General features: G+C 48.9%; 14 protein-coding genes and 1 tRNA gene. 14 read left to right on the forward strand and 1 reads right to left on the reverse strand.

Annotation, left to right across the window (positions count from 1 at the left end; all coding sequences use genetic code 11):
- Positions 1 to 3: 3 nt before the first annotated feature.
- The 10 genes from F566_RS0130935 to F566_RS0130980 all read left to right on the forward strand — a co-directional run bounded on the left by F566_RS0130935 (position 4) and on the right by F566_RS0130980 (position 12,174).
- A complete protein-coding gene (locus tag F566_RS0130935) occupies positions 4 to 1,782 on the forward strand; it encodes a tetratricopeptide repeat protein (RefSeq protein WP_020410947.1) in 1,779 nt (592 codons plus the stop codon).
- Entirely contained in the window at positions 1,772 to 4,603 is a 2,832-nt protein-coding gene (locus F566_RS0130940; protein ID WP_026180443.1) for a tetratricopeptide repeat protein, read from the forward strand. Before F566_RS0130935 ends, F566_RS0130940 begins: the two co-directional genes overlap by 11 nt.
- Positions 4,590 to 5,438 carry a tetratricopeptide repeat protein gene (locus F566_RS34630; RefSeq protein ID WP_169334469.1) on the forward strand — a complete coding sequence of 283 codons (849 nt, stop codon included), beginning with the start codon at positions 4,590 to 4,592 and terminating at the stop codon, positions 5,436 to 5,438. Before F566_RS0130940 ends, F566_RS34630 begins: the two co-directional genes overlap by 14 nt.
- A gap of 3 nt (positions 5,439 to 5,441) precedes the next feature.
- A complete protein-coding gene (locus F566_RS0130950; protein ID WP_020410950.1) occupies positions 5,442 to 5,747 on the forward strand; it encodes a hypothetical protein in 306 nt (101 codons plus the stop codon).
- A 54-nt stretch (positions 5,748 to 5,801) separates the two neighbouring features.
- Positions 5,802 to 6,467: a MotA/TolQ/ExbB proton channel family protein gene (locus F566_RS0130955; RefSeq protein ID WP_020410951.1), complete on the forward strand. Its 666-nt coding sequence runs from the start codon at positions 5,802 to 5,804 to the stop codon at positions 6,465 to 6,467.
- 19 nt (positions 6,468 to 6,486) lie between these two features.
- Positions 6,487 to 7,020, forward strand: a complete 534-nt coding sequence (locus tag F566_RS0130960) for an ExbD/TolR family protein (protein ID WP_020410952.1) — start codon at positions 6,487 to 6,489, stop codon at positions 7,018 to 7,020.
- Positions 7,017 to 7,520 carry an ExbD/TolR family protein gene (locus tag F566_RS0130965; protein ID WP_020410953.1) on the forward strand — a complete coding sequence of 168 codons (504 nt, stop codon included), beginning with the start codon at positions 7,017 to 7,019 and terminating at the stop codon, positions 7,518 to 7,520. Before F566_RS0130960 ends, F566_RS0130965 begins: the two co-directional genes overlap by 4 nt.
- Before the next feature lie 14 nt (positions 7,521 to 7,534).
- A complete protein-coding gene (locus F566_RS0130970) occupies positions 7,535 to 8,455 on the forward strand; it encodes an AgmX/PglI C-terminal domain-containing protein (RefSeq protein WP_020410954.1) in 921 nt (306 codons plus the stop codon).
- A 105-nt stretch (positions 8,456 to 8,560) separates the two neighbouring features.
- Complete coding sequence (locus F566_RS0130975) at positions 8,561 to 11,461, forward strand: PD40 domain-containing protein (RefSeq protein ID WP_020410955.1); 2,901 nt, start codon at positions 8,561 to 8,563, stop codon at positions 11,459 to 11,461.
- A gap of 44 nt (positions 11,462 to 11,505) precedes the next feature.
- Positions 11,506 to 12,174: a hypothetical protein gene (locus tag F566_RS0130980; protein WP_020410956.1), complete on the forward strand. Its 669-nt coding sequence runs from the start codon at positions 11,506 to 11,508 to the stop codon at positions 12,172 to 12,174.
- 259 nt (positions 12,175 to 12,433) lie between these two features.
- Here the strand turns inward: F566_RS0130980 and F566_RS0130985 are convergent.
- Positions 12,434 to 12,510: transfer RNA gene (locus F566_RS0130985), tRNA-Arg, on the reverse strand.
- Between the two features lie 614 nt (positions 12,511 to 13,124).
- Here F566_RS0130985 and F566_RS0130995 point away from each other — a divergent pair.
- The 4 genes from F566_RS0130995 to F566_RS0131010 all read left to right on the forward strand — a co-directional run bounded on the left by F566_RS0130995 (position 13,125) and on the right by F566_RS0131010 (position 18,800).
- Positions 13,125 to 14,435: a nucleotide sugar dehydrogenase gene (locus tag F566_RS0130995; RefSeq protein WP_020410958.1), complete on the forward strand. Its 1,311-nt coding sequence runs from the start codon at positions 13,125 to 13,127 to the stop codon at positions 14,433 to 14,435.
- Between the two features lie 38 nt (positions 14,436 to 14,473).
- Positions 14,474 to 15,970 (forward strand): glycosyltransferase family 2 protein, encoded by a 1,497-nt coding sequence (locus F566_RS0131000; protein WP_020410959.1) that lies wholly within the window; start codon positions 14,474 to 14,476, stop codon positions 15,968 to 15,970.
- 188 nt (positions 15,971 to 16,158) lie between these two features.
- Positions 16,159 to 17,334 (forward strand): PilZ domain-containing protein, encoded by a 1,176-nt coding sequence (locus F566_RS34635; protein WP_020410960.1) that lies wholly within the window; start codon positions 16,159 to 16,161, stop codon positions 17,332 to 17,334.
- Positions 17,335 to 17,420: 86 nt separating this feature from the next.
- Entirely contained in the window at positions 17,421 to 18,800 is a 1,380-nt protein-coding gene (locus F566_RS0131010; protein ID WP_157497233.1) for a tetratricopeptide repeat protein, read from the forward strand.
- Positions 18,801 to 18,802: the final 2 nt, after the last annotated feature.

Here is an 18,802-nt window from a genome sequence, read left to right on the forward strand (position 1 = left end):
TATATGTTGATCCTGAAAGACTATTCCAGAGTGTTTTGCCGACGTCTCATAATCACTGGTATTGCTATTTTGGCCGCAATGTCATTGCAAGTTAAGGCCGAAGGCGTCAAAGACCTGAAGTATGGTGCAATCCTGTTTCAGTTTTATCAGCAGAACTACTTTGACACCTTGGTGGAGTATGCCTACGCCGAAGAAAAAGGCGGAATTGAGGGACATGGCAACTATCCTGAGCTACTAAAGGGAGGGGTGAGTCTTTCTTACGGGTTGGATGTACAGGCGGAAGAGATTTTTACCCGAGTGGTTGAGGGGAATGTAACAGAAGAGGCGCGCAACAGGGCGTGGTTCTACCTGGGAAAAATGCAGTATTTACGTGGTGATGTTCATCGCGCTGCCAGCAACTTGTCGAATATTGCCGGACGCCTTCCGGAAGAGGTCGATGCCGAGTATCGGTATCTGGCTGCATTGGCAAACATTAAGCTGGGTTACTCATCGATTAGTGATCAGATTATTGCCGGGATTGATGAAGACAGTCCTTATGCGCCCTATTTTTATTTCAACCTCGGCATTGCTTATGGCAAGCAGCAGGAAATATCGCGGGCAGCGGAAGCGCTAAACAAGGTCATTGAATACAGTCCCAGCAACCAGGAGTTTTCCCTGTTGGTTGACCGGGCATATATGGCGTTATCTTTTCTTTACGCTGCCAGCGGTGAACTGGGCAACTCTCAATTGCAGCTGGAACAGGTGAAAAGCCATGGAGCCTATTCCAATCGAGGGCTTCTGGGAGCCAGCTGGCTGGCTGTAAACAAAGGTGAATTCAATGAAGCTTTGGCACCCCTGGACGTATTGGCTGCCAGATCCATCGCATTGCCCGAAGTACAGGAAGCAATCCTTTTGCGCCCCTATGTCTATGAAAAACTGGACTTGGACGGCCGTGCTGCTATGGGATTTATCGAGGCAGATACAAAATACACTGAAGCTCTTGAATGGATTCACTCTGCCCGGGAGAGTCTGTCGCAGTCAGATATGATGGAGTTATTTGTCCGCAATCTGGATGAGGTTCTGGGTGAGAGTGACTGGTTTGGTCAGGCTCCTTCTGTATCTATTAACAGGCTATCCCCATTTCTGGTGGAACTGATGTCCGACCATAGTTTTCAGTCGGTACTGAAAGATCTTCGCGATCTCTATTCTGTCAGAAACAACCTGCGTACCTGGAAGTCCAGAGAAGATGACTTTGCCATCATTCTCCAGGCCCGTTCCCATGGAATTAAAGGAAATGTAACAACAGGACGACTCACGGCGGCCTCCCAAAAAGCCAAGCAAGCCAAAAACAAGGCGGAAGTTCTGGCGCGACGAGCCTCGTCATTACCATCCGAGAGTCAGGAAAAAATCCAGTGGTTACTGGATGGACTGAATTATGAGATTGGCCGATCTCAGGCAATGTTGACTGGCATCAAGTCTTCTGATGGCTCTACCGGACGGCATTACCGGGATGAAGTGCGCAGCCTGATGGCTCTGGTCAAGGAGAAAGAAGAATATACAACCAGTCTGATTAAAAAGCTTGAGAAGGTTATGCAGAAGCTGGTCACAACAGAGCTGGATATTCATGAGCAGCGTCTTAAACATTATCAGGTTGAGGCGCAGTTGGCCAAGGTCAGGATTCTTGACCGTTCTTTGATGGATCTGGATATACCGGAAACCTCCATGAACACTGAGGAAGCACCGGTAAATACCTCGGCGGTGAAGATTGAAGGCGAGACCAGGGGGGGGAGCAATGCGATATAGCTTCATAGCTATGGTCATTCTGCTCAGCGGATGTAATCTGATGAGCCAGAGCCCAACGATTGGAAAACTACAGTCGAAAAAAACAGAACTTACGGATATTCCGTTACCCAGAGTTGGTCATGAAGAGGTACGGGAAGAATATCGGCAGTTATTGGAAATCGTTGAAGACCCTGGCCTCAAAGAGCAGATTGATCGCCGTATTGCCAGTGTCTACATGATGGAAGGGGACTACCGCCAATTGTTGGGGGTAACGCCTGCAAGTGATGGTTACTTTGGTAACGCGATTCAGTCTTACCAAGAGGTCATCGATAAATATCCGGGCTCTCCGGATAACGCCGAGTCTCTTTATCAATTGGCCAAAGCCTATGATTTGAATGGCCAGGATCAGAAGTCGCAAACAGTTCTTTATCGTTTTATGCAGGAGTTCCCCAACTCTCAGAGGTTAGCGGAAGTATATTTTCGGAGTGGGGATATTCATTTCCGTCATAAAGAGTATGAAGAGGCGGAGAAATCCTATCAGGCGGTCATATCTCTTGGTCAGGAATCTGCCTTTCTTAACAGTTCTTATTATCTCCTGGGTTGGGTGAGATTTAAGCTCAGTGACTATGAAGGAGGGCTTAATGCCTTTGCCGAAGTGCTCGACAGGCTTGTGCCCGAGGATGGAAAGGTTGAGAAACTGGACAAGGTAAACCGCTCGCTTGTCGATGACACCTTAAGGGTCGTCAGTATCAGTCTTGCCTACTCCGGTGGTGCGGAAAAAATCGCCTCAGTATTCGCTGACAGGCCCGGAAGCGCCAAGTACACCTGGATTCTCTATTCAAGCCTGGGACAACACTATCTTGAGAAAGAGCGGTATGAAGACTCCGCCTCCTCGTTCCGTGCTTTTGTCAGTCAGAATCCTGATTCCGATCGAGCGCCGGAAATGCATGCCGAGATGATTCGGGCCTATGTGGATGGTGAATTTTCGCAGCAGGCGTTACCTGAGAAAGAAAGCTATGTCCGGAACTATGGTATCCGCTCGGATTTCTGGCAGAAAAAATCATCAGATATCAAAGCCAAAGTAGTACCCAACCTGAAGACCTATATTGACGAACTGGCTCGGCATTATCACGCCACTGGTCAACGTCTGAAGCGTGAGCTGGCTGACAAGGGCAGCAATGCAACAGCAAAATCCCGTGAACAAAAGATCAGCTTCCTAAAAGCGGCAGAATACTATGGCGAATACATGCAGACCTTTCCTCAGGACCCGAAAGTTCCTGAAATGGTTTATATGAGAGCTGAAGCAGCTTTTGACGGTGAAGATTTCCCCGCTGCTATCGCTGATTACGAACGCACAGCCTATGAACTGAAGAATCCAGAATACGGCGCTGAAGCGGGATATGCCGCCATCATCGCTTATCAGAAACAGGCTGACATGATCAAGGCGGCTGCCGGAGAAGACAGTGACCGGATGATGGCTTGGCGTGCCAAGAGTGTGGATAGTCAGCTGAGGTTTGTGCAGACCTATCGTAATGACGAACGTTCTGCTGCTGTGCTGGCCAATACTTCGGAAGAACTTTTTGCCCTCAAGCGATATGAAAAAGCCCTGGAAGTAGCTACCTCAGTTGTATCCGGCGCAGGAAAAGTCGACCCGGAGCTGAATCGCATAGCCTACGGGGTTATTGCTCACTGTCAGTATGAATTGAAGAACTATGCTGCGGCAGAGCAAGGCTATCGCAGCCAACTGAAGTATGTCGCGGACAGCCAGGAACAGAAGAAAGTGACTGAACGCATGGCAGTCACTATTTATAAACAGGGCGAACAGGCGTTGGCCAAGGACAATCTGCAGGGGGCTGTAGAGCAGTTTCTGCGGATTAAAGTTCACGCACCCAACACTGATGTTCGGGTGGTGGCGCAGTTTGACGCAGCAACTCACCTGATGACCCTGGAAAGCTGGGATGCTGCGCTTCATGAAATGAAGGAGCTTCGCAAACTGTTTCCACAGCACCCGTTGGCGGCCAAGTTACCGCAGAAGATTGCCTATGCCTATGAGCAGGATGAACAGTGGGAATTGGCGGCGATGGAATATGAAAACATCTATCACAGCGGTGCCGCCCCTGATATTCGTCGTGATGCGCTCTTTCTGGCCGCCGAGTTGAATGAGAAGGCCGGAAAAGAAATGGAGGCATTGAGCCAGTTCAAGAAATGGGCCTTCGATTATGAGGAACCCTTTGAAACGCGTATGGAAGCGCGTTACCACGTGGCATACCTGTACAAGAAACATGATGACTATAACCGCCATCTTTACTGGTTACGCCGTGTCATAGATGGTCATAACAAAGCTGGTGATAAGCAGACAGAAAGATCCAAGTGGTTGGCAGCATGGGCGAATGCCGAGTATGGCGACTACTGGCGAATTGAATTCAGACGGGTGTCTTTAAGAGCCCCATTGAATAAAAGCATCCCACGTAAGAACGAGAAGCTGAAAAACGCTTTGGATCGCTATGAGAAGGCGGCGGAGTACGGCGTGATGGATCAGACCACCAGGGCAACTCTCAATATTGCCGATCTCTACGGTCAGTTTGCCCGTGAGTTAATGGATGCGCCGAGGCCGAAGGGATTAAGCGCGCTGGAAATGCAGCAGTACGAAATCATTCTGGAAGAGCAGGCTATTCCGTTTGAGGAACTGGCCATTGAGGTTCATCAAGGCAATATCCAACGGTCCTGGGATGGTTATCTCAACTCATGGGTAGAGAAGAGCTTTGCCGCGATGGCCAAGCTTTCTCCAGCAAGATACAACAAACAGGAAATTCAGGTGGCATATGGCGATGGAATACTTTAATTACCTGCGTTTTGCTGGCGTCGTCTGTCTGGTCGTGATAAGTGGGTGTGCGGGAATGGGTACTATGCCGGCTTTTAATCAGACGCCGGTCTCAGCCAGCACGTCAACCGGCACAATAGAGTCGAAAACAAGCACGGATAAGCGTCGGTTTGAGTCCTCTCAGGACAGTCAGGATTTCCTGCCTCAACAGGCGTATTCAAGCGATGGTCGTAAGATCACTTATAAGGCGGCACCCAATCCGTATCTTCAACAATCGGTGCAGATTCCGGATGCCGCCCGTAAAGCCTTCATGAAGGCAAACAGCGCCCTCAAAAATGAACGCTACAGAGAGGCCCGGAGGGGATTCAGGGAAATTACCCGCACCTACCCTGAACTCTCAGGACCCTGGGTCAAACTGGGTGAAGTCGCCGACATTCGAGGTGACAAGGAAAAAGCAGAAAGCCACTTCCGCAAAGCTCTGTCTGTAAACCCATCCAATGTTAACGGATACATTGCTCTGGCGTTGCACCTGCGACGCAAAGGTGACTTTGCGGGAGCACTTCAGGTTTATGTTTCTGCGCTGTCGGTCTGGAAAGATTTTCCCGATGCTCATCTGAACCTGGCGATTTTGTACGACCTTTACCTTAATCAGCCTGAATTGGCGCAACCACATTACGAAGCATATGACTTTTTGGTCGGCGGGAAGCACCCCGAAGTGAAAGACTGGTTGGCAGAAATCCGGCGCCGCACGGGCATTGAGAAGAGTTTTATCGATAATCCGCCGGCACCGGCTGCGGAGTCAGAGGTGGTTTCCGGTGAAGCGGATACCCAGCCCACTATTGAAGAGAAGGGGTAATGCGTGAGTGCAGATGTTGTCCTGAAAACTATTGGGGGAGTCGTAGTGGCCTGCTTGTTTGTAACGCCATTTCAGTCTTCAGCCAATGATGATGTGAACCTGGAAAGTACCTTTGTAGGTGACCGTGAACAGCCATCGGTAAGTTATTTTATCCCCTGGAAGCCACCTGAAGGACCGGAAAAACTGTATCGCTCAATTACGTCAGTTTCTGGGAAGGTTTTTGAGGTCGTGGATCGGGATATCCATTCAAGGACGATGCAATTTTATGATGAGTTGAATCTGGAACAAGAAGATAACTCGTCCCACTGAAACCAATCGTAAAAAGCAAACATATTCAACAGTTTGAAGTTCGGAGTTACGCCAATGAATTTTTACACAATGATCGTCTCTTTCTTTCAGGAAGGTGGTGCATTCATGTACCCCATCGCTATCGTATTGATTATAGGACTGGCGATTTCAGTTGAGCGCTGGGTGTTTCTGAAACATGCGCTTTCTGCCAATAAAGCAGCCTATAAGCACCTTCAACCACTCGTTAGTCAGAATCAATATGATGAAGCTGAAAAATTTGCCCAGGAGAATCAGTCTGCCATTGGCCGATTGATGTCTGTTGCTCTGGATACCATGCGTGCATCTCCTCGTCGGGATGATATCCAGGCCGCAATGCAGGAAGGTGTGATGGAGAGTATTCCCCGTCTTTCCAAGCGTACCAACTACCTGTCTATTCTTGCGAACGTATCAACTCTGTTGGGACTGCTGGGGACGATCATCGGTCTGATTGCTGCATTTACTGCCGTTGCCAATGCTGATCCTGCTGATAAGGCCACGCTTTTGTCCCAGTCTATTTCTGTGGCAATGAACACCACAGCATTTGGTCTGATATCTGCGATACCTCTGCTTTTGATCCATTCTCTGCTGCAAAGCAAGACGCTGGAAATTATTGAAAGCGTAGAGATGGCAGGGGTGAAATTCCTCAACTCGATTGTCCGTGGTAACCGTTCCGTGGTCGCAACTCGTGAGACGGATGACTGATTAAGAGCGGGGCGCAACCATGTTTTCAAAACGCAGAGAACAGGAAGAAGCAGATATCGATATCACGGCTTTCATGAATCTCATGATCGTGCTGGTGCCGGTACTGCTGATGAGTATGGTGTTTAACCATATCACCATTCATGAACTTAACTTGCCTGAATTGACGGGATCGGCGGCCGCCAGTGCTGAAAAAAATCGTCAGTTGGAGGTGGTTGTCCGGGAAGATGAGATCGAAGTTTTTTATCCCAGTGGAAATCTGGTGAAGAGCATTCCCAATGTCGAAAAGGAATCTGACGGAGGCGTTGATAAACGTCATGACTACAAAACACTGTCTTCTGTATTGCAGGAAATCAAGAAGCAGTTGGCGGCGAAGTCCATTGAGAAACGCGATGCGCTTTTATTGTCTGAAGCAGGCGTCAGCTATCAATCAATCGTTTCCACCATGGATACGCTGCGGACGGCCAAAACAGTGGTTGTCACCGACGCAGTGGATGTAGAACTGTTTCCGGAAATTTCCCTTGGAGATGCACCCAAGAAGAAGGGTAAATCATGAACATTAGACCCGTATCGTTCCAGTCTCAGGGCGGACGTCATCGTTTAATGAAACCAGCCAAGCTTAACCTGGTTTCACTGATGGACATCTTTACCATTCTGGTTTTTTTCTTGCTTCTGAATTCTGGGAATAATGAGATTCTCAAGGTGAATCGGGATATCGAATTGCCGGAATCTTCTGCTGAGCAGCAGCCGGCAGAGACCATCACTGTCATGATTACAGCCGAAGATGTACTGGTGGATGGCCGTCCGGTGGCCTCCATGCAGGAGATCATCGACAGCAATGGCCTGATTAAAGGCTTGATGGATGAACTGCAATACCTGGCGTCCAAACGTACTGAATTATCCGATGAAGAAAAGTCGCTCGGCAGGGCTGTGACCATATTGGGTGATCAGGAAATTCCTTATGAAATTCTCAAGCGTGTCATGTTGACCTGTGCCAAAGCCAACTATAGGGACCTGTCGATGGCGGTATCCAGAGTTGCATCAGGCAGCGCGTAGTTTGAGGGGCCTAGATGACAACACTAGCAGTAAATCAATATGAGTTTGTTCTGCCCTGGGAAGCAAGTGGGGATGAGGACAGCAGGTTCAACAGGATTCTCAAGCGGCTTTTGCTGCTGCTTCTGTTGATAGCCGTGCTGTTTCCCTGGTTGCCGTTACCTGAAATTGATCGTGCAGAGAAAGAACGGGTACCGCCGACTTTGGCCAAAGTTCTGATTGAGCAGCGCAAAGTTGTGCCACCGCCACCACCTGTGCAGGAAGTTCAGGAGCAACCAAAAGATGTTCCTCAGGAGAAAACAGTCAAAAAGACTCAACCAAAAGAGGTGAAGGCTGCCAAAGAAAAGGTTTCCAAAATGGGAGTGGCTGCGTTTGCTAATGAACTGTCTTCTTTAAGAAGTTCAGTCAACGTCGCCAAACTCCAGGCTCACAACACGAACGTGACGACAGGGGCGGCTCAGAAAAGTGCCCGTTCAATACTGGGCAAGAACTCGGCGACGCAAACCAGTGGGGGGGTTAGCAGTTCAGTGATGAACGGTACCGGCTCCGGAACACAGCTGGCCGGCCATTCCACGTCCACAGTCGAAAGTCCGATTGGCGGCGGTGGAAGCGGAAAAGGTGGTGGATCACATAGCTCCACTGTTAGCGGTGGCCGCGATATGGAATCCATCAGACGGGTTTTCGAACAACACAAAGGTGCGATCTATGCGCTCTATAACCGAGCATTACGCAGTGATCCGAACCTGAAAGGCAAGTTTGTTTTCCATATTGTGATTGAACCGGACGGCAGTATATCTGCGATTAATCTGGTCAGCAGTCAGCTTGGGGACAACAAGCTGGAAACCAAATTGCTGGCGAGAATCCAGATGATTTCATTCGGTGCCGAGGATGTGGCTGCAACACCGGTTAACTACAAGTTTGATTTCCTGCCTGGCTAGCGGCTGTAGCGAAATTGTTCGACAAATGGTAACGGAACGACTTGCAGGTACCGGGTAAGTGTAACGTTATATTAAATGATCTCTGTATAGGGGTGGAGGAGTGTCATGGACACTTTGCTGAAAAGGTGTATTGGTTTCAGTTGTGCGGGCTTAATGTTATATGCCCTGAGCGGCTGTGAAGGCGAACTGACGGAGGCGACCGGAGTTGCGTCGGATCGTCCGTTCGCTTACGTGGTGAGAGATTTTCCCGCGATGGGGGACACTTCATCCGTTGATGCGCGCCCCCCTTTAGATCCGAGGTCGCCCTACCAGTTTAACCCTGGTGCCAAAATGATGGTCAGGGACAGGATTGCATTGGATTCGACCGAGCAGGACATTCTTGCGTCGTATTTTGGTGGTGGATCTTATGATGTCAAAGATCTGGATGTCGCGCCGGATGGCGATAAGCTGGTCTTTGCGGCGCATGGCCCGGAAGGACACTCCGTGCATAGTACCTGGAGCATATACGAATACAGCTTTTCATCCGGCAAGGTGCGTCGAATTTTTTCAGACGATGAAACGGCGAACCTTGGGAACGATACTAATCCAACCTACGCAAACGACGGACGTATAATCTTTTCCTCAGATCGACAGGTGTCGAAGGGTGATTACAGGGTACTCGATATTCGTGAGTACATTGAGGATTTTGATGAGCCGGCTTCCCTGCTGCATGTGGTCAACTCAGACGGGAGTGAATTACAGCAAATCACTTTTGGTGAGTTTCACGATATTGAGCCCAGCACTATGGACGATGGGCAGATCGTTTTTATCCGCTTTGGAAGAACCTATGAGGTGCTTGAGGACTGCACTCTGGAAAATATCGATGACCCGAATTTCAATACTCACCCTCATGGCGGTGGCTATGGTCAGGGAAATGGCAACGGTTTCCCGCCTGGGCTGGATAAACCAAAGGAGTGGACCGTTGATGATAAATGTGGGGCGTCGGTTGAGGGTGATGTTACCAGCGAAAGGGTATTTGTAGAGGATATTTTCAGTCTCTATCGAATTACGCCAAACGGCGGCAATCTACATCGGTATTTCGGTACGCTTCATGAAGAGTTTTCGGACGCGTCATATATCCAATATATGGACCCTATCCCTATGCCGGACGGCAATCTCGTGACGATTATGCGCCATATTTATAATCCGGTATACGGTGGTGATGTCGTCAAGATCAACAGCAAGAATTTTTATGCAGTCGACAGGCCGGTTGATGACAGTGTTACGGGGGAGGCGGAGGAGTCTATGACTCCTGGTCTGGTGAACTTTTATCCCAGCCAGGTATCGCCAAATGGTTGGTACAGCGGTGTCGCCCCCTATGATGATGGTAGCAACCGTTTGCTGGTTGGCTGGGCGCAGTGCCTGGTGGTACAAGATGGGTTGTCCTCCCCTTGTGAGGGATATTCAACTGTGGACTCTTTGGGAGAGCCTCAGTACGGCGTATGGGCTGTAGACCCGGTTAACAATACCCGCTTGCCTGTCGTTAAGGGGCATGGTCAGGCACTATTTACCGATATTGCGATTGGTAAGCTTAATGACCGCGCGAAACCATACACCGGGATCAAGCTGGAACAGATTCTTGATGACAATACTGCGGCTTTCAGTATTCGTAGTGTCTATGACCGGGATGGTATCGATATGGCGGAGCCCGATGGTGGTATCGTCACATTACGTGATCCGAGTCAGACTCATCCTGATGATCGTTCTGAGCGGTTTATCAGAGTGCTTGGCAAACGTAGTATCCCTGGGGACCTGGAGCAGGCCGTGCTGAATAATTCCGTGCTGAATCCAACAGACGGAAGTAATCCCAAGCTTGGTTTGACCCCAATTCTGGGCTCCGGTGGGCGTGGACTCTATGATGTCCTGTCCTACGCGATGGTCGAACCAGATGGCTCTGCCATGGTGAAGGTTCCAGCAGAAACCGGGTATACGTTTGAGGTGGTCAATCAGTATGGCAAGCGGGTCGATCTGATTGCGTCACCAGACTATCACTATAACTATCTGGTACAACATCCCACATCGTTGTTGCTGGAGAAGAATGAAGTTTTGGGATGTGTCGGGTGTCATGATCCTGAAAACGACATCCCCCATGCGAGAACCGATGTACCCCTGGCTTCAGCGAATCCGGGAGCTCCGGGTGACGGGATGGCCTTTCCCAATGCTAATACGCAGATTCGCGCGATTTATTGGCAGGATACAATGGCGGATGCTCTGATTGACTATTTGGGTGACATCCCTGCTACGTGGGCCAACATTATGTCATTCGAGGATTTCTGGGGGAATCCTCCTGATGCTGGACTGGCATTCAGTAATCGCTATGAGGATCTGACCACACCGGTTCCGGTAAATGATCCGGCATGTCTGACGGAATGGAATAGTAACTGCAAGGCTACAATCAATTATCTAGAACACATTCAGCCCATCTGGGATGTCTGCCGTACTATGCCGGGAGGTGAGCTGAAATCCTGTACCAGTTGTCACGATAAGGCTGATAGTACTCCGCATGACAAATGCACAGGAGGAGGCGGTTCTGGTGGTGATCTGATATTGAGCGGTGATCCGGCGCCCTGGGATCCTCGTCAGGTGCAATCATATGTTGAGCTGTTCAAACCAGATTACTACCAGAAAAACGTTGACGGGGATTGGATCGAAGTTGATCCGACAACGGATTGTCCTGACGGCGTTCAGGGCGAGCTGACGGTTTTGCCTGACTCGGATGTTTGCTTTAGCCGACGCTTGATGAGCGCCCGTGGCGCTATTGCCAGTGCGCGTTTCTTCAGTCTTTTTGACGATGATCCGGATGACGATGAGTACGAAGTGGATGCGGTAGATACAACGGGCGGGGGTAGTATGCCTGATCATATGGGGCTCCTTACCGAAGTCGAACTCCGCCTGATTGCTGAGTGGCTGGATAGCGGCGCCCACCTCTATAACGATACTGATAAATATGTTTTGCCGGAAGAGTGATAAGACCTGTTAACAGAGAACACCGATAATAAAGAGAAACCGACATGGCCGCCAATATGAACAACACGATTAATCTAGATCATTTTTCGTTGCCTGGAGCGCAGTCCCAAATAAAAGCCTCAGCTATACCTGAAAGGAAACACTGGAAAGTTCAGGGGCATCTGGAGCAGAAGAATCGGAAGGGGCAAGTTTGCACCTTTAGTCGATTTAATCTGCAATACCTGGAGATCTTGACGAAAGACCAGGGTAAGCAAGTAGGGGACGCGGTTGTGGACATGTCATTTCTTCAGCCAAAAGCCCGGGAAGTTAAAGACTTAAAGTTGAGTATGAGGTTATTGGCAGTGCTTCTGATGACGGGGGCTGTCGCAACCTTTTTCCTGACCGATATCAGACCTGAATGGCTGGCATTCCCCATATTGATTGGTGGCCTAACTCTTTCGCTGGCTGTGCGTTTCAGCACTCATCGATATGATTTCCTGGCTGTTGGAAGCGAAGTTGTCCTCTTCAGTTTTCAGGCAAACAAGCCTGACAAGGAAGCGGTGAAAGCGTTTGTCGTTCAACTCGAAGAGTGCATCGAACAAGCCAGACTATCTCTGCCGGCAGGGAAACAGCTGATCCCAATCGCTGTGACTGAAATGCGTCGACTGTACAAAGAGGGATTAATCTCTGAGCAGGACTACGAAACGATTAAATGGTACCTGTTTCGAAATTGAAGCGATCGACAGGGATGTCTTTTTTATCTCCTTTCCTTTCTCGTCAAGCTATCTATGACTACGTCTATATAGACCCTCTCAGTAATCGCTCTATTTGACAAGTGCGATAACGGAATTATGAACATATCGGTGGATCTATTACCGGATCTACAGTCAACACTGGTATTTGGGGGGACGGTTAAGAAGTTGTATAGTGATTTTAGGCAGAACGCCTGGAAGCTAAGCTCGTAAGACCGAAAACTCGATCAACAGAACGAAATGGCGCGCCCGAGAGGATTCGAACCTCTGACCTCTGCCTCCGGAGGGCAGCGCTCTATCCAGCTGAGCTACGGGCGCAAATTACAGGCCGCATAGTCTAATCGTTCATCGCCGTTTTGGCTAGTCTAAAGACGCCTCCCGATTAAACTTTTCTTGATCCGTCTCGAATCTGACCTTTTGTATCGAAATTGCGCCAATGAGGCGATTTGCTAGCCTATTTTTTGAAATATTTCTGTAACTATTGGGACTAGTCCGTATTAAGTTTTGTAACATAAAGGACTGGTCCGGTTTAGTAATGTTACATAGACTTTCAAAAAGTAATATGTAGTTTTGTTCTTGTGAGGCGCCTGAGAATGGTGCATTGCGGCGACCTAATGGGGCATAGTCCTTTTTTTGTGATACTTTGTAAGTTGTTAAATAATAATAAATTTTTAACATTTTCTTGCTAGATTAAGCTCGAGTTGGATAGAATTCCGGGCCATGCAACAGCGTTAATTGGCAATCGTTCTGCTGTGTTGTTATAACGATAATAATGTTACCAAATGTAGTTTTATGTAAGTGTTGATGTGTTTGGTGGCATAAAGCTTGCTGAAACGGATCAAACGGGAGTTTTGAACCCACGGGGTTCTCAATTCGGGGCTGAGATTACTCGGCCTCGGTGTGTTTGTTGAAAAATTCATGGAGAGATTGTTATGCGTATCAGCATTTTCGGGTTAGGTTATGTAGGCGCAGTATGTGCAGCCTCTATGGCAGCCCGCGGTCATCAAGTTATCGGAGTAGACGTTTCTGAAGATAAAGTCGCTCTGATTAATAGTGGTAAATCACCTATCGTTGAACCAGGTCTGGAAGAGCTTCTGTCTAAGGCAGTCTCTGAAAAGCTGCTTCACGGCACTACTGACGTTCAGAGTGCCATTGAAAACAGCGACATTTCCATGATCTGTGTGGGAACTCCCAGTAAGCGTAATGGCGACCTGGATTTGCGCTACGTAGAGTCTGTCTGCAGAGATATCGGACGTGCCCTACGCGGTAAAGATGAGCGTCACACCATTGTAGTGCGTAGTACCGTATTGCCTGGAACGGTTAAGAATACCGTTATTCCGATACTGGAAGACTGTGCTCAGAAGCAAGCTGGTAAAGACTTTGGTTTGGCGACTAACCCTGAGTTTCTGCGTGAAAGTACTGCGATTCAGGATTATGACTACCCTCCCATGACCGTGATTGGCGAGCTGGATAAAGACGCTGGTGACGTGCTTCAGGAGCTGTATAAGGATCTGCCTGCGCCGATTATCCGTAAGCCTGTGGAAGTGGCTGAGATGATTAAGTACACCTGTAACGTCTGGCATGCGACCAAGGTGACCTTCGCGAATGAGATTGGCAACATCGCCAAAGCTCTGGGGGTTGATGGTCGTGATGTGATGGATGTGGTGTGTAAAGATAGTAAGTTGAATATCTCGAAGTATTATATGCGTCCTGGTTTTGCTTTCGGTGGTTCCTGTCTGCCTAAAGATGTTCGAGCGCTAACCTACCGGGCTTCACAAGTGGATGTGCGTCATCCTTTGCTGGCTTCGATTATGGATAGCAACGCCTATCAGGTAGCGAAAGCTTTTGACATCGTTCATTCCTATGGCAAGCGCAACATTCTGATGCTTGGGCTTAGCTTCAAGGCCGGTACTGATGACCTGCGGGAAAGCCCTCTTGTAGATCTGGCGGAAACGCTGATCGGTAAGGGGTACTCTCTGCAGATTTTCGACCGCAATGTTGAGTATGCTCGTGTTCACGGTGCGAACAAAGAGTACATCAACAGCCATATACCTCACGTTTCCTCATTGCTGACCTCTGATTTGAATGCTGCTATGGAACAGGCAGATGTGGTCATCATTGGTAACTCTGATGAGATCTTCGAAAAAGCTCTCATGAATATGCCGTCTGACAAGAAAGTGCTCGATCTGGTTGGTTTCATGAAAACCAAAACGGTCGACAATCTTGAAGGTATTTGCTGGTAAGGCAATTTATCAAATCAGATAGCTGATGAGGTTGTTCAATGCAGCACGCTGCACTCTCGACTATGCTCCAGAGGCTGAGAAATGCCTCTGGCTGGCTGCTGTACCTCAGTGTGCTGGGAGGGTTAGCCCTCCTGGTGCCCGCAGAGGTATTTGTACCTGAGTCAAAGCATTTTCTGCTCTTGATCGGTGCCGTGGGGATATGGCGTTATGGAGTGGGTCTCGTGCACTTTGTGCGTGGGATGATATTTCTGTATCTGGTCTATCCCTACTATCGCCGTAAGGCCAGACTTCTTGGTGATGAGATAAAGCCTTCTCACGTCTACCTCATGGTGACCAGTTTCCGGATTGATAGCCGGACGACCGCCATGGTGTATGACTCAGTGATCAAAGAGGCTATACATACCGGTTGGCCGACGACTGTGGTGTGTTCCATTGTAGAGGTTTCGGACGAAATGCTTATCCGTGCTCTCTGGAAAAAGAATGCACCGCCAGAACATGTGTGCCTGAAGTTTGTCCGAATTCCCGGTACAGGAAAACGTGATGGGCTGGCATATGGCTTCAGGGCTATTTCCCGGGATTTGCCGGATGAGAACGCTATTGTGGCGGTCGTGGACGGCGACACGGTGCTGGCGCCTGGTGTTGTTTCTACATCGGCTCCGTACTTTAAGCTGTTTCCCAAAATGGGTGCTTTGACGACCAATGAATTCTGTGAAGTGCAGGGAAGCTACATCATGTCGGAGTGGCATAAGCTTCGATTTGCCCAGCGTCATATCAATATGTGTTCGATGGCACTTGCCAATCGTGTACTGACACTGACGGGCAGGATGTCCATGTTTCGTGCCTCGGTGGTCACCTCGCCCCTGTTTATCGAAGATGTTGAGCATGACCAGCTTAATCACTGGCGTTTGGGGACATTCAAGTTCCTTACCGGCGATGATAAATCCAGTTGGTTCAGTCTTATGCGGATGGGGTATGACACCTGGTATGTGCCGGACGCGGTAATCAATACGGTTGAGCATCCACCGGATAAAAACTTTGTCCGCGCCAGTCGTAAACTCATGTTCCGTTGGTACGGAAACAATCTTCGGCAGAATAGTCGCGCTTCAAAGCTGGGACCCTCCAGACTTGGTTGGTTTACATACTACGTTGTATGGGATCAACGGATCTCAATGTGGACAAGTATTCTGGGATTGACGGCTGCAATTGTCGCGGCACTTAAGTTTTCGATTGGTTACCTAATAATCTATTTCCTATGGATAGGCTTAACACGATTGGTGTTGACGTTTCTGTTACTGGCCTCAGGGCATAGCATTGGTCCTCTTTATCCTCTGATTCTTTACTACAACCAGATTTTTGGATCGATCATGAAAATCTATGTGGTATTCAGGCTGGACAGGCAAAGCTGGACGAGGCAGGACACCAAACTCAGTAAAGACTCGAAGACATTTCATGGCTGGTTTAACCAATGGTCTTCCAGAATGATGACCTTTTCATCGGTCAGCGTATTTCTGGCGATTGTTTTTGCAATAGTCTGACCCGGCCTGTCAGATACCACTGGACGGTCAATTATCAAAAGTTATTTGCAGGTCGGACAAAGTAAGAACAACAAGCAATTAATAAAAATTATCACGAAGTCGTTGGAGAAACGGGTTAGTCGGGGATATCTGACTCCTGAATATGCAGGTGTCCCCGGAGATGAGAATTCAACTTGAAGGAAGTGTTCATGAATACTGCAGAGAATATAAACGTTGTACATGAATCTGAGGCGCAGCGGCAGTACGCCAGGGTAAGGATGCCCATCGTTCTTGAAATGGTAGTAGAAGAAGGCGGCGTCAAGAAGCAAAAGCGTTATACGGTCCACGATATTTCAGCCGGAGGCTTTGGTCTGCAATGTACCAAGCAGGATTTCCAGGCCGGGAAAATCTATCAGGGGACTCTTAAGATCAATATTGACGGGTTTACCCTCGGCTTGGAGGCTAGCTTTCAAGCGCGCAATATCCAATCCGGAAGTACAAGGGTCGGTTTTGAGTTTCAGGATATCGGGCCAAGAGAGATTTCAGCACTCCGGTATTTAATAACGTCCTATCTAAGTGGTGAGCTGGTTACAGTTGGTGACATGCTGAATACCCTGTCCAGAGAAAACTTCACCAAGGCCCGCAAGAGCTCTGGTTCTGGTTCCTCCTGGAATAGTCGTGTCAAGGCTCTGGCCGGCAGCGTGGCGTTCTTTTTCGTAGGTGTCATGGCTGCTGGATTTGTTGCCGGGCAGCTATACGACACTTACTTCGTTACAGCTTCGAAAAGTGCGGTGCTGATGGCTGACACTTATCAAATCGACATGCCAAGAGATGGTGTTGTAAAGCCCTTGGTGGCAATGAATACGGAAGTGAAAAAAGGTCAGGCGATCGCCACATTTGACTCTCCAATTCTGGATTTCCTGAAGACAGAAATGGTGGACTCAATGAACTCGGAATCTCTCGAGATGATGACGGAGACATATATCAAGGGGACTTTAACCAGCCCATGTGACTGTATCGTTTTAGATGGTGTGGCGACGGAAGGTCAGTTTGTTCCAAAAGGAACGCCGGTGATGAGACTGGGAGTCAAAGATGTTCAGCCATATGTATTGGCTACTTTTGATTTCAATCAGGTCGAAGAATTGGCACGTGGTGCCAGGGTTGAAGTGGAAATCATCGGTGACGCAGAGACCTATTACGGTTCGATTGAGCATTTGACGATCGCAGGTCAAGGCAAAAGTGCCACCCCAGGTAATTCAGTTGAGGCGAGGATCATTCTTGACAGTATGCCTGCTCAAGCACCCGTCGGACATCCGGCGATCGTGAAAAAGACTGATCTGCCGTTGTCTTTTGTTTCGTCTGCTGTAGCCAAAATAGGTCAGTAATCGGACCCCGCCTTGCCAGGATGGCATATGGGGTAAGCGTGACATCGTTTGCAGGCAGCTTTTGGCTGCCATGGTAGGTCTTTTTTATGCGAACAAGAGTATCTCTACTTGCTGTATCTCTGGCGTTAGTTGTGTCTGGCTGTGCAAGTCTGCCGGATTATGATCTTGCGAGGGATGCCGTTGAGGGCGGAGACCCGGACACTGCAGTTGAACATCTTAAGCCTCTGGCTGATTTCGGTATGCCCGAAGCCCAGGTGTTGTTGGGAGATATATATCAGAGCCAGGATGACCCTGACTCCTTTGTGCTGGCTGAAGGTCTTTATCTGAAGGCGGCGGAAACTGGATATGTCCGAGCCTATGGACGGTTAGGGCGTCTGTACCAGCGTCGGGTTCAGAATGAAGGAGATGAGTCCAGGCTGAAGGAAGCTCAGCACTATCTTGAGAAAGCTCTGGATAATGAAGATACATCTGTCATCGCTGAATTGGTTGAGTTGTATATCGCATATCCGGAAATCGTTGGTAACAGAGATGTAGAGGCACTTATCCGCCAGAGTATGGCAGAGGGCGACCTGGATGCGAATTACGCGCTTGTCCGTCTGTATCAGATGCGTGGTGAAGCTGAGCAGCGTAAGCAGGAAATTGCAGAGCTGTGTCGCGAAGCCCTTCCCGAAGTACCTGAGTGTTATCTGGAAATTGCCGAAATATACCAGGAGCAACCGGATCTTGGTGATGTGGAAACGCTACTGGAGAAAGTGAAGGAGCATTGGACCAGTGGGCGGATTCGATCAGGTACCGTCTGGAAAATCGCCAATTGGCTCGCGGATAAAGAGCGCCTCAAGCCTAAACCAGCAGAAGCGCTTGAGTTATTGGTCATGATCGAGGACGGATATCCAAGGTCCATATATGGGCAAGTGAGATTACTTAATGAATTCCCTACGCTGGGAAGCACTGAGCACCTGCTGGATCTGCTGAAGCGGGGGCGGGATCTCGGCTTGGCTGAAGTCGAGCTGTATACAGGAAGAATCTATTACAAAGGCAAGCATGTTCCTCTGGATGCGAAGAAGGCTGAGCATCATTTTTTAATTGCCAGTAAAGAGATCCCCAAGGCTCACTATTACCTTGGCAACATCTATCGAGAAGGCTATTTGGGGCGGGATGAGCCCCGCAAAGCAGTAGACCATTATCTGATAGCGGCACGGGCCGGATCGATGCAGGCCGATTTCGCATTAGCAGAATGTTTTTGGGAAGGCATCGGCATAAAACGGAATGTCGGGTATGCCTATTCCTTTGCCAAGCTGGCGCTTGCCGGGGGGCATCCTCGTGCGGCGGCATTATTGGAACAAATCAAAGCAATTGTCACACCGGAAACTATTGCTCTGGGGGATATCATTGCCCTCCGGGAGCAGGCTGAGCGTGAGAAAGCAATGCTAGCTCAGGTGGACAGCGATACAGAGGAAAGTGAGTAAGT

The organism is Hahella ganghwensis DSM 17046 (assembly GCF_000376785.1).
GTDB lineage: Bacteria > Pseudomonadota > Gammaproteobacteria > Pseudomonadales > Oleiphilaceae > Hahella > Hahella ganghwensis.

What these genes read in the sequence shown, in the direction of transcription:
- F566_RS0130995 (WP_020410958.1), top strand. Translation starts at nt 13,125, where the DNA reads ATGCGTATCAGCATTTTCGGGTTAGGTTATGTAGGCGCAGTATGTGCA.
- F566_RS0130940 (WP_026180443.1), top strand. Translation starts at nt 1,772, where the DNA reads ATGCGATATAGCTTCATAGCTATGGTCATTCTGCTCAGCGGATGTAAT.
- F566_RS0130960 (WP_020410952.1), top strand. Translation starts at nt 6,487, where the DNA reads ATGTTTTCAAAACGCAGAGAACAGGAAGAAGCAGATATCGATATCACG.
- F566_RS0130955 (WP_020410951.1), top strand. Translation starts at nt 5,802, where the DNA reads ATGAATTTTTACACAATGATCGTCTCTTTCTTTCAGGAAGGTGGTGCA.
- F566_RS0130935 (WP_020410947.1), top strand. Translation starts at nt 4, where the DNA reads ATGTTGATCCTGAAAGACTATTCCAGAGTGTTTTGCCGACGTCTCATA.
- F566_RS0130980 (WP_020410956.1), top strand. Translation starts at nt 11,506, where the DNA reads ATGGCCGCCAATATGAACAACACGATTAATCTAGATCATTTTTCGTTG.
- F566_RS0130970 (WP_020410954.1), top strand. Translation starts at nt 7,535, where the DNA reads ATGACAACACTAGCAGTAAATCAATATGAGTTTGTTCTGCCCTGGGAA.
- F566_RS0131000 (WP_020410959.1), top strand. Translation starts at nt 14,474, where the DNA reads ATGCAGCACGCTGCACTCTCGACTATGCTCCAGAGGCTGAGAAATGCC.
- F566_RS34630 (WP_169334469.1), top strand. Translation starts at nt 4,590, where the DNA reads ATGGAATACTTTAATTACCTGCGTTTTGCTGGCGTCGTCTGTCTGGTC.
- F566_RS0131010 (WP_157497233.1), top strand. Translation starts at nt 17,421, where the DNA reads ATGCGAACAAGAGTATCTCTACTTGCTGTATCTCTGGCGTTAGTTGTG.
- F566_RS0130965 (WP_020410953.1), top strand. Translation starts at nt 7,017, where the DNA reads ATGAACATTAGACCCGTATCGTTCCAGTCTCAGGGCGGACGTCATCGT.
- F566_RS0130975 (WP_020410955.1), top strand. Translation starts at nt 8,561, where the DNA reads ATGGACACTTTGCTGAAAAGGTGTATTGGTTTCAGTTGTGCGGGCTTA.
- F566_RS34635 (WP_020410960.1), top strand. Translation starts at nt 16,159, where the DNA reads ATGAATACTGCAGAGAATATAAACGTTGTACATGAATCTGAGGCGCAG.